The 10443-nt window shown below is 73.1% G+C and carries 11 protein-coding genes; 3 read left to right on the top strand and 8 right to left on the bottom strand.

Annotated elements, in window-relative coordinates; all coding sequences use genetic code 11:
- Positions 1–73: 73 nt before the first annotated feature.
- The 6 genes from ACFVQ3_RS18515 to ACFVQ3_RS18540 all read right to left on the bottom strand — a co-directional run bounded on the left by ACFVQ3_RS18515 (position 74) and on the right by ACFVQ3_RS18540 (position 4742).
- Positions 74–373, bottom strand: a complete 300-nt coding sequence (locus tag ACFVQ3_RS18515) for an SHOCT domain-containing protein (protein ID WP_387642262.1) — start codon at positions 371–373, stop codon at positions 74–76.
- Between the two features lie 161 nt (positions 374–534).
- Positions 535–1206: a response regulator gene (locus ACFVQ3_RS18520; protein WP_387642265.1), complete on the bottom strand. Its 672-nt coding sequence runs from the start codon at positions 1204–1206 to the stop codon at positions 535–537.
- Positions 1203–2696 carry a sensor histidine kinase gene (locus tag ACFVQ3_RS18525; RefSeq protein ID WP_387642268.1) on the bottom strand — a complete coding sequence of 498 codons (1494 nt, stop codon included), beginning with the start codon at positions 2694–2696 and terminating at the stop codon, positions 1203–1205. Before ACFVQ3_RS18525 ends, ACFVQ3_RS18520 begins: the two co-directional genes overlap by 4 nt.
- 136 nt (positions 2697–2832) lie before the next feature.
- Positions 2833–3252, bottom strand: coding sequence for an MmcQ/YjbR family DNA-binding protein (locus ACFVQ3_RS18530; protein ID WP_387642271.1), 420 nt, complete (start codon positions 3250–3252; stop codon positions 2833–2835).
- A 57-nt stretch (positions 3253–3309) separates the two neighbouring features.
- The gene (locus tag ACFVQ3_RS18535; RefSeq protein WP_387642274.1) at positions 3310–4236 is read right to left on the bottom strand and encodes a zinc-binding alcohol dehydrogenase family protein; all 927 of its coding nucleotides are present in this window, start codon (positions 4234–4236) and stop codon (positions 3310–3312) included.
- 137 nt (positions 4237–4373) lie between these two features.
- Positions 4374–4742, bottom strand: a complete 369-nt coding sequence (locus tag ACFVQ3_RS18540; RefSeq protein WP_387642277.1) for a hypothetical protein — start codon at positions 4740–4742, stop codon at positions 4374–4376.
- 108 nt (positions 4743–4850) lie between these two features.
- On the opposite strand from ACFVQ3_RS18540, the gene ACFVQ3_RS18545 reads away from it, so the two are divergent.
- The gene (locus ACFVQ3_RS18545) at positions 4851–5282 is read left to right on the top strand and encodes a TraR/DksA family transcriptional regulator (protein WP_387642280.1); all 432 of its coding nucleotides are present in this window, start codon (positions 4851–4853) and stop codon (positions 5280–5282) included.
- 42 nt (positions 5283–5324) lie between these two features.
- Here ACFVQ3_RS18545 and ACFVQ3_RS18550 read toward each other — a convergent pair whose 3' ends face one another.
- Positions 5325–6059, bottom strand: coding sequence for a glucose 1-dehydrogenase (locus ACFVQ3_RS18550; RefSeq protein WP_387642282.1), 735 nt, complete (start codon positions 6057–6059; stop codon positions 5325–5327).
- 108 nt (positions 6060–6167) lie between these two features.
- Positions 6168–6803, bottom strand: coding sequence for a TetR/AcrR family transcriptional regulator (locus ACFVQ3_RS18555; protein ID WP_387642284.1), 636 nt, complete (start codon positions 6801–6803; stop codon positions 6168–6170).
- A 439-nt stretch (positions 6804–7242) separates the two neighbouring features.
- Here ACFVQ3_RS18555 and ACFVQ3_RS18560 point away from each other — a divergent pair, with 439 nt between their 5' ends.
- Together ACFVQ3_RS18560 and ACFVQ3_RS18565 are read left to right on the top strand one after the other, a co-directional pair.
- Entirely contained in the window at positions 7243–8643 is a 1401-nt protein-coding gene (locus ACFVQ3_RS18560; RefSeq protein ID WP_387642286.1) for a glutamate decarboxylase, read from the top strand.
- A gap of 10 nt (positions 8644–8653) precedes the next feature.
- Entirely contained in the window at positions 8654–10318 is a 1665-nt protein-coding gene (locus ACFVQ3_RS18565) for an APC family permease (protein WP_387642289.1), read from the top strand.
- Positions 10319–10443 lie beyond the last annotated feature (125 nt).

Here is a 10443-nt window from a genome sequence, read left to right on the forward strand (position 1 = left end):
TGTGTGCGGGGCTGCTGTCGTCGTGGCGATGCATCGACGACAGCTGCCCCGCACTCGGCGTTTCCCGGAGGGGTCAGCGTTCCTTGGGCACGAGAACCTCGAGGCGCTGGCGGTACTCGGTCTCGTCGATCTCACCACGCGCGTAGCGCTCGCCGAGGATCGAGACGGGGTCGTTGGCGCCGCGCCAGGCACCCGGTCCGCCGGGGTGTCCCCACGGTCCGCCGCGTCGCGCCCGGCGTGCGAACAGGAAGATCACCGTGGCGAACAGCGCGAACCACAGCAACGGGAAGACGAACCACCACGGCCCGGGGCCCCAGCCCGCGCCACCGTGGGCGAGGACGTCGGTCGTGGCGGTCGTGAGGGTGGTGAGCATGGGGGCCTCCTGGGTGGGCTGGTGACGGGCGGTGGCCGCCGCGTCCGGCCGCCGGGTGCGGCCTCGTCTCCAGGCTTCCGCGCGGGCCGCGCCACGTCGTCGGCCCGTGGATGTCTACCCCGTACCCCGCTGGTACCGTCCGGGTCGCAGGGCCGTGCCGCTCAGCGCCCTCGTCCCCAGCCCGGGCGCACGATGCCCGCCTCGTAGGCCGCGACCACGAGCTGGGCCCGGTCCCGCGCCCGCAGCTTGGTCATGACGCGCGAGACGTGCGTCTTGACGGTCGACTCCGACAGGTACAGCGTCCGCGCGATCTCCTCGTTGGACAGGCCGCCCGCGACCTCGACGAGCACCTCGTGCTCGCGCGGCGTGAGGTCCGCGAGCCCGGGCAGGGGGGCGACGTCGCGCGTCGCGTCAGCCACGCGTGCGAGCAGCCGCCTGGTCACGGTCGGGGAGAGCAGCGCGTCGCCGCCCGCCGCGACGCGCACCGCGCGCACCAGGTCCTCGGGCTCGGTGTCCTTGACGAGGAACCCGCTCGCGCCGCTGCGGATCGCCTCGGTCACGTACTCGTCGAGCTCGAACGTCGTCACCACGACGACGTGCACGCCCGACGCCGCCGGGTCCGCCACGATCCGTCGGGTCGCCTCGAGCCCGTCGAGACCGGGCATGCGGATGTCCATGAGCACGACGTCGGGCAGCAGGTCGAGCGCGAGCCGCACCGCGTCGTCGCCCGTCGCGGCCTCGCCGACGACCTCGAGGTCCGGCTCGGAGTCGATCAGGGCGCGGAAGCCGCCGCGCACGAGGCTCTGGTCGTCGGCCAGCACGACGCGGATCATGGGCTCTCCTCGTTCGTCGTCGGTGGGTCGCCGGTCGTCGTGGGTGGGGGGGCGGTCGCGTCGTCGGGCGGTCCGTCCGCTGGTGCGGTCGTGTCGGTCTCCTGCCCGACGGCGTCGCGCGCCTCCCACGGGATCCTCGCCTCGACGACGAACCCGCCGTGAGGCAGGGGGCCGGCCGTGAGGGTCCCGCCCGCGTCGGTCACGCGCTCGCGCATGCCGCGCAGGCCGTACCCCTCGGGAACCCGGTCCTCGTCCGTGCGCGGCCACGACGCGTCCGCGGCCCGCCCCGGGACGGGCGATCCGTCGTCGGACACCGTGACGACCAGGGTGCGCGGCGGGCCGGGCGGAGTGGTGGGGACAGGGGAGCCGGGGGCCGGTCGCACCGCCTGCACCGAGCCCGTACCGGCGACCCGGACCTCGACGATCGCGCGCGTCGCGCCGGCCGCATGACGCTGCACGTTCGTCAGCGACTCCTGGACGACGCGGTAGACGATCCCTGCGAGGCGTGGCGAGGCGTCGTGCGCGGCGTCCTCGACCGTGAGGTCGACCGCGATGCCCGGCACGTTCCCGACCAGCCGGGGGAGCGCCCCGAGGTCCCACGACGGGGAGCGGGGCGCCTCTTCGCCCTCGGCGCGGACGACGCCGAGCACCGCGCGGACCTCGTCGAGCGACTCGCGGCTCGTGGCCCGGATCGCCGTGAGGGCCGCGCGCGCCTGCTCGGGGTCCCGGTCCAGCAGGTGCAGCCCGACGCCCGCCTGCACGGTGATCGCGGACAGCGAGTGGGCCAGGACGTCGTGCAGCTCGCGGGCGATGCGCAGGCGTTCGGCCGTCACGGCGTTGATCTCGTGCTCGCGGCGGGCTGCGCGGAGCGCCGCGAGGCGGGCGACCCGGCCCCGCACACCGCCCGCCGCCACGAGAGCGACGACCGTCCAGGCCAGCCCCCCGAGCAGCGCGACCGAGGGCGGGCCGCCCCGGAGCGTCGCCGCGGCCACCGCGATCCCTGCGAGCACCACGACGCCGGACCAGGCGGTGGCCCGGCCGTGCGCCGCAGGACCGGCGAGCACGACGCCCGCGAGGACGGCGACCGTCGGGACGAAGACTGGTCCCCAGGGGTACCCGAGCAGCAGATAGGTGCCCGTCGCGGCGAGGCTCAGCGAGACCGCCAGGAGGTGGCGGCGCGGGATCGTCGCGAGGACCGCTGACGGGACGAGCACCAGGGCGAGGGCGAGGACGTCGAGGGGCCGGGCACCCGGCTGGCCGTGCGCCGCGCCCAGCGTGCCGACCACCGCGACCAGGGCCGTGACGATCGCGAGGAACAGGCGCGGTCGGCGGTGGTCGAACGGACCGGAGCGGTCGGTCGGGTCGGCCGTGCCGTCGTCGACGCCCTCGCCGGTGGCGGGCCACGACCAGGGGCCGTGCTGACGTGCGCGGTGCCACGGCGGACCCCACGGAGCCTCCGGGGTCCCCGCGGACCTCCCGTCGCCGACCATGCGGCCACGCTACGCCGGGCGGCCTCGTGCCGCGTCCTGCTGCGGTGCCGATGGGGACGGTACGGCGGTACCGGTCACGTGACACCGAGCCCGCCGCACACGCAGGGCCCCGTCCCCAGGCTCACCGCCCCCAGGCTCACCGCCCGGCAGGCGACCCCTCGGCGTCGAGCCGGGCCACGAGCCGAGGACCCGCGACCTCGCGGTACGACATGTCGAGCAGCTCGGCGACCTCCTGCCAGTCGACCGGGGCGGCGTCGAGATCGAGCCCGAGCCAGCCCGCCGGGCCGTAGTAGGCGGGCACGAAGAACCGCGGGTCCTGCGACAGCGCCGTGTGCTCCGCGGGGTCGACCTTCACGAGCACCGAGCGCGGGTACTGCCGGACCGGCGCAGAAGGGGTCGCCTTCGTCATGCCGCTGAAGACCGCGAAGATCAGCCGCGCCCGGAACGTCACCCGTCCGTGCGACATCCGCTCCTCGGCGCCGGGGAACGCGAGCGCGAGGCGACGCACCTCGACGAGGTGGGCGGCGTCGTCGGGCACGGTGGGGCTGGCAGGCATGGCACCCAGCGAACCACGCCCCACCCATGCCCGCGCGGGCGTCGGTGGTGGACGCCGTCAGACCTCCAGGACGACCTTGCCGCGCGCATGGCCTCCCGCGACCTGCTCGACGGCCCGCGCCGCCTCGGCCAGGGGGTAGCGTGCCGAGATCTCGGACGAGAGCAGCTCGGCCTCCGCGAGAGCGAGGACCTCCGCGAGCGCGCCCTTCTGCGACACCTTGGACGCGATGCCCGCAGCGAGAGACTCGTCCGACTCGACCAGGGTCACGGCGCGCGGCGCCCCGTCACGCTCCAGGCCGTCGGTGCCCAGCAGCTCGACCGTCTGGGCGACGGTCTCCGGGGAGCCGACCGTGTCGACGACCGCGGTGACGTCCGACAGGCCGTCCGGGAGCGCGCGGACCGCGTCCACGAGACCCGGGCCGTACTCCACGGGCGTCGCGCCGAGACCCTGCACGTAGTCGTGGTTGCGCTCGGACGCCGTGCCGACGACGCGCGCGCCGAGAGCCTTCGCGATCTGCACAGCGGCCGAGCCCACGCCGCCCGACGCGCCGTGGACCAGCACGACGTCCTTGTCCCCGACCCCCGCCTGGACCAGCGCCGAGAACGCCGCCGACGCCGCGACCGGCAGGACCGCGGCCTGGTCGAACGGGACGTTCGCGGGCTTGATCCGCGCCTTGGTGGCCGTGACGACCGACCTCTCGCGCTGCGCTCCCGTGCCGCTCCACACGACCTCGTCACCCACCGCGAAGCCTTCGACCCCCTCGCCGACCGCCTCGACGACGCCCGCCGCCTCGAACCCGAGCACCTGCGGGAAGTCGTCGCTGCCGCCGAACTTCCCGGCGAGCTTCTTGACGTCCGCCGGGTTGACCCCGACCACGCGGTTCGCGACGAGGAGCTCGCCCTCACCGGGGGCCGGCACGGGCTCGTCGCCGACGCGCAGGACGTCGACCCCGCCGTGGCGGTCGTAGAAGATCGCGGTGCTCATGGGTCTACCTCTTCGAGATGCGGGGGCGTTGCGGGGAAATTGTGCGGTTCGCGCGAAACCGGCTTTCACTCTTCCATCCCGGACCGAGTCCTGTCATGCGCGTTGCCTGACCGTGACCTCGGCCGTGACCTGCGGATTCAGGCACCGGGTGGGGCGTCGTCAGGGATGGGTGCGGCCCGTCCGGAGGGCCTGAGGCCGGGGCCCGGGGACGGCGGGGGCACCCGCCCGCGGGCTGCCGCGAGGACCACGGGGTCCGCACAACCCCGCGCGAAACCGTCGGTCCGGTGGCGGCCGTCGTGGCCCAGGAGCCACGAGCCGACGTGCCCGGCCACGGGCGTGGGACGACGGGGACGGCACGTGACGCCGTGGCGCCGCACAGCCTTGGTAGCGGCCCGGTCGGGGTGTCCGACGTCACGGCCCGGCGCGGGCGAGAACGGCTGGGTGCCCGCCACGCTCGCCACGAACCATGGCCCCTCGAGCATCACGGACGACTCGACGACGGGCATGCGCCGATCGTCGCACGTGGGACCGACAGGCCGCGCGGCGGGCGGTCGGCCGGGCCGAGACCACCGGTACCGGGAAGCGAGGGCACTGCTCCCGCGTTGGACCTGACGATGACCGAGACCGGCGACCCCACCCCCGGGGAGACGAGCGACGAGCCTGGGGCGGCGGCCCGTGACCTGGAGGCGCGCGACGCCGTCGTGCGGGCCAGGTTGCTCGCGCTGCGCGACGAGGCCGAGGCCCGGCGTGAGGCGCTGCGCGGAGAGGTGGCCGGGATCGTCGAGGCGTCCAAGGACTCGAACGCCGACGACGAGCACGACCCCGACGGCGCGACGATCGCGTTCGAGCGCGCGCAGGTCGGGGCGCTGCAGCGGCTCGCCGAGCAGCAGTCGGCCGAGGCCGAGGCGGCGCTCACCCGGCTCGACGCCGGGACGTACGGGACGTGCGAGACCTGCGGCGGTCCGGTCGGGGAGGCGCGCCTGGACGCGCGCCCGACGGCCCGGCAGTGCATCGCCTGCGCGTCGGCGGGACGTCCGGCGAGGTAGACCCGCAGGTCCACCTCGCCGTGCCCGGTACCGCGGCGATGCCTACTTGTGAGGCACTCCTGCGATGAGACCGCCGTCGACGATGAACTCCGACCCGGTCGAGTAGCTCGACTCGTCGCTCGCCAGGAACAGCACGAGCTGCGAGACCTCCTCGGGCTCGGCCGCGCGGCCCAGGGGGATGTGGAGGTCGTCCGAGCTGATCTTCGCCGTCATGGGCGTCTTGATGAAGCCCGGGTGGACCGAGTTGACGCGCACGCCCGAGGGCCCGAGGTCCAGGGCCACCGACTTGGTGAGGCCGCGCACGCCGAACTTGGACGCGACGTAGCCGTGCAGGCCCGCGCTGCCGCGCATGCCCTCGACGGACGAGATGTTGATGATCGACCCTCGCCCGGCCCGGGCCATGACGGGCGAGACGGCGTGGATCCCCAGGAACGTGCCCGTGAGGTTGATGTCGATGATCGTGCGCCACATGGCGGGCGTGAACTCGGTGATGCCGGCGGCGTTCGCGATGCCCGCGTTGTTCACGAGGACGTCGATGCGCCCGAACTTCTCGAGCGTGAACGCGACGGCGGCGTCCCAGTCCTCCTCCTTGGTGACGTCGAGGTGGGTGTAGGCGGCGTTCTCGCCGAGCTCGGCGGCGAGCGCCTCGCCCTTGGCGTCGTCGAGGTCTGCGACGACGACCTTCGCGCCCTCGGCGACGAGCGCCTTGGCGTGGGTCACGCCCATGCCTCCGGTTCCTCCGGTGACGACGGCGACCTTGTTGAAGACACGGCCCATGGTGGGGCCTCCTTTCTGTGTGCCCGGGGTCGGGAACCCTCGTGGGGTGCCCGACGGCGGAGCGTGCGGTGTGTGGTGCGGCTCGCCGGGGCGGGTGGTCGCGTCGGGTCAGTTCGGCGCGGTCCACCAGGGGGCGAGCGAGGTGCGGGTGATCCGGGGGAAGAAGTCCGGGTCACGGGGGGACGGGGTCGCGAGCCACGCCTCGAGCGCGCCGACCGAGCCGAGCGCGACGTAGCAGGCGTACGCGCGCGCAGCCTGCTCGACCTCGGTCCGCTCGGCGTCGCACGGCACGGGCATGAGGTGCGGCTGGTCCAGGAGGAACGTGCGCAGCGTGTCGGAGAAGTGCTCCGCGAGCAGGCGGAACAGCGGGGCGCTCAGGCCGCCCTCGAGGGCTCGCTCGTAGATCGAGGTGTGCGCGTCGACGTGGCGGACGATCGCCTGCGTGATGGTGTCGACGAGCTGCCGGGGGTCGGTGCGGGAGGGGGCGTCGGGGCCGGTCGCGGGGTCGGGGGACAGGCCCTGCGCGGCTGCGAGGAAGTCGCTGCGGATCGCGTCGAGCTCGGTGCGCAGGATGGTCGTGAGGAGGTCGGCGGGGTTGCTCGCGTAGTCGTAGAACGTGGCGCGGTTGATCCCGGCGTGGGCAGAGACCTGCGAGACCGTGAGCTCGTCGATGTCCTGCTCGGCGGCGAGCTCGAGGACCGCTGTGCGCAGGGCTGCGGTGGTGCGTTCGGTGCGGGGGTCCATGTCGCCTCCTTCGGGGAACGTGCTGACACTTTGACGGTACGCCCGTGCCAATAGTTTGGCAACACGTGTCGCCTAGGCAGGTCGTCGGGCTCTCTCCCCGCGACGGCTCGTGCCGTCTCTGCCATGCTCGAGAGGAACCGCTCGACGACAGCCTGTGCACTCGGCAGGCCTTGCCCGCCACACTCCGGCGGAGCCATCTGCGCACCGTGGCGCACCCGTCAAGCAGCTCGGAGGCCGCTCGGCAGCGGCCACGGACGGGGCCTCGGTGCGCGCAACCGCTGTCGGACCGGAGCCGCGTCCGACGAGCCGTCGCCCGAGGGGGCGGGGCACGGACCGGGTCGCCCGAGGCGCCGCCACGCACCTCGCCACGACCCGGCCGCTCGACAGCGAGCGGCCCAGGTGGACCGGGCCGAGGACCGTTCGACCAAGAGGAGAGACCATGTCTGGATCCAACCGAGGCGCCGAGTCCGAGGAGCGCGACGTCGTCGCGCTCAACCCGCTCTTCGCCCGTCCGGGAGAAGCGACCGAGCTGCCCCGCAACGTGCTGCCTGCGGGCGAGTCCCTCCCGGAGACCGCGTACCAGATCGTCCACGACGAGGCGATGCTCGACGGCAACGCCCGCCTCAACCTCGCGACGTTCGTCGGGACGTGGATGGACCCGTACGCGCAGCGGCTGTACGAGGAGACGGCCGACAAGAACATGATCGACAAGGACGAGTACCCGGCGACCGCCGCGATCGAGACCCGCTGCTGGAAGATGCTGGGTCGGCTGTGGAGCGCCCCGGACCCGGAGAACACCATCGGGACGTCGACCATCGGCTCCTCCGAGGCCGCGATGCTCGGCGGGCTCGCGCTCAAGCGACGGTGGCAGCACGCGCGCCGCGCGGCCGGGAAGCCCGCGGACCGGCCCAACCTGGTCCTGTCGAGCGCGGTGCAGGTGTGCTGGGAGAAGTTCTGCAACTACTGGGACGTCGAGGCGCGCTACGTCCCCATCTCGCTCGAGCACAAGGTGCTCGACGGGTTCGAGCTCGAGAAGTACGTGGACGAGAACACGATCGGCGTGGTGGCGATCCTCGGCGTCACCTACACCGGGATGTACGAGCCCGTCACCGAGATCGCCGCCGCCCTGGACCGCATCCAGGCCTCGACGGGGCTCGACGTCCCCATCCACGTGGACGGGGCGTCGGGCGCCATGATCGCCCCGTTCATCCAGCCCGGGCTCGAGTGGGACTTCCGGGTCCCGCGGGTCGTGTCGATCAACACCTCGGGCCACAAGTACGGGCTCGTCTACCCCGGGCTCGGATGGGTCGTGTGGCGCGACGTCGCGTCGCTGCCCGAGGACCTGGTGTTCCGCGTCAGCTACCTGGGTGGCGACATGCCCACGTTCGCCCTCAACTTCTCGCGCCCGGGCGCACAGGTGCTGCTCCAGTACTACCTGTTCCTGCGGCTCGGGTTCGACGGCTACCGCAAGGTGCAGCAGGCCTCGCAGGACGTCGCGCTCTACCTCTCGGGCGAGATCGCGAAGATGCCGCAGTTCGACCTGTGGAACGACGGGAGCGACATCCCCGTCTTCGCGTGGAGCATCGCGCAGGGGTACGGCACGAACTGGAACCTGTACCACCTGTCCGACCGGCTGCGGCTCAAGGGCTGGCTGGTCCCCGCCTACCCGATGCCCGCCGACCTCGAGACCCTGACGGTCCAGCGCATCGTGGTGCGCAACGGGCTCAGCATGGACCTCGCGCACAGCCTGATCGACGACCTGCGCACCGAGGTCGACTACCTCGAGGCGCTGACGGGACCCATGCCCGTCGAAGGACAGCACCCGGGCTTCCACCACTGAGGGGGACATGATGGACACGAACCAACCGGGCGCCAGCGCCCGCGCGACGGAACCGGCCGGCGGTCCCTTCGTCCGGGCGGACGGGACCCACGCACCGACGGCCGGCCACGTCGCGCCGCACCCGTACGGGAAGGACCCTCAGCACACCGGTCCGGCCATCGGCGCCCCCGCAGCGACGCCGACCGCGTTCCTGTCGGTCTTCCAGCTCGCGATGCTCACGGTCGTCACCGTGGCGTCGCTGCGCTCGCTCCCCGCCATGGGGGCCTACGGCCTGGGCTCGATCACCCTCTTCGTCGTCCCGGCGATCCTGTTCCTCGTGCCGACCGCCCTGGTCGCCGCGGAGCTGGCGACCGGGTGGAAGGGCGGTGTGTTCACCTGGGTCCGCGAGGCGTTCGGCAACCGGATGGGCTTCACGGCCATCTGGCTCCAGTGGATCCAGAACGTCGTCTGGTACCCGACGCAGATCGCGTTCATCGCGGCGAGCCTGTCGTTCGTGATCGGCAACCAGGGGCTGGCGAGCAACGGCCTGTACACAGCGGTCGTGATCCTCGTCCTCTACTGGGGCTCGACGCTCATCACGCTCAAGGGCGGCAACCTCTTCGCCAAGGTGGGGTCGTGGAGCGGCATCCTGGGGACGCTGTTCCCCGCCGTGCTGCTGATCGTGCTCGGCGCGATCTGGCTCGCGACCGGTGAGAAGTCGGAGACCACCCTGGAGGTGTCCGCCGTCGTCCCGCCGTGGACGGGGATCGCGTCGATCGTCCTCGTGGTGTCCAACGTCCTCGCGTACGCGGGGATGGAGGTCAACGCGGTCCACGCGAACGACATGAAGAACCCGGGGAAGGGGTTCCCCAGGTCGATCGCCGTCGCGACCCTCCTCATCCTCGTGGTGTTCATCCTGCCCACGATCGCGATGGCGGTCGCGGTGCCCAAGAAGGACCTGGGGCTTACCAACGGCATCAACCTCGCGTTCCAGGTGTTCTTCGACAAGTGGGACATGCCGTGGGCGGTCACCGCGATCTCGGCGCTCATCGCGCTGGGGGCGTTCGCGTCCGTCGTCACCTGGATCGCAGGGCCGTCGCGAGGACTGCTGGCCGCTGCCCGGACGGGCCTCCTGCCCCCGGCCCTCCAGAAGCGCAACGCGGCGGGGGTGCAGGTGGGGATCCTCGGGGTCCAGGGGATCGTGGTGTCGGTCCTGGCGCTGCTGTTCCTCGTCATCCCGAACATCAACACCGCGTTCATCGCGCTCATCGACATGGCCGCCGCGCTCTACCTGGTCATGTACATGATGATGTTCGCCGCGGCGATCAGGCTCCGGCGCTCCAAGCCGGACGTGGTGCGGACCTACCGCACCCCCGCGATGAAGTTCGTCGCAGGGGTCGGGTTCGTCGCGTGCGCGGCGGCGTTCGTGCTCGCGTTCGTCCCGCCCGAGGGGTTCACCGGCGTGCCGCCGGCCGCCTACCCGTTCGTGGTGGCCGCGGTCGTGCTCGTCCTCGGCGGGCCGCCCCTCATCTTCTACGCGATGCGCAAGCCGACGTGGGACCAGCGGACCGCGGCCGAGCAGGAGACGGCCGAGGGTGTCCTGGTGAACCCGCCGACCGGCGGGGTCGGCGCGCAGGGGAGCGGGGCTGCGGGCTCGGTCCCAGGAGGTCCGCCTCCTCAGGGCGCGCCGCGCTGAGAAGCCCGTGCCCGACGGCGGCGCGCGTCGTCGTCGGGCGGGCGGCGGTGCGGCGTGGCGACGCGGCGGGCGTCGCGTGCGCCGAGTGTGCAGTTCGGGTCGTCCCCACGCGCTGGGGACGACCC

Origin of the sequence: Oerskovia sp. NPDC057915, assembly GCF_042887685.1 — a bacterium.
Classification (GTDB): domain Bacteria; phylum Actinomycetota; class Actinomycetes; order Actinomycetales; family Cellulomonadaceae; genus Oerskovia.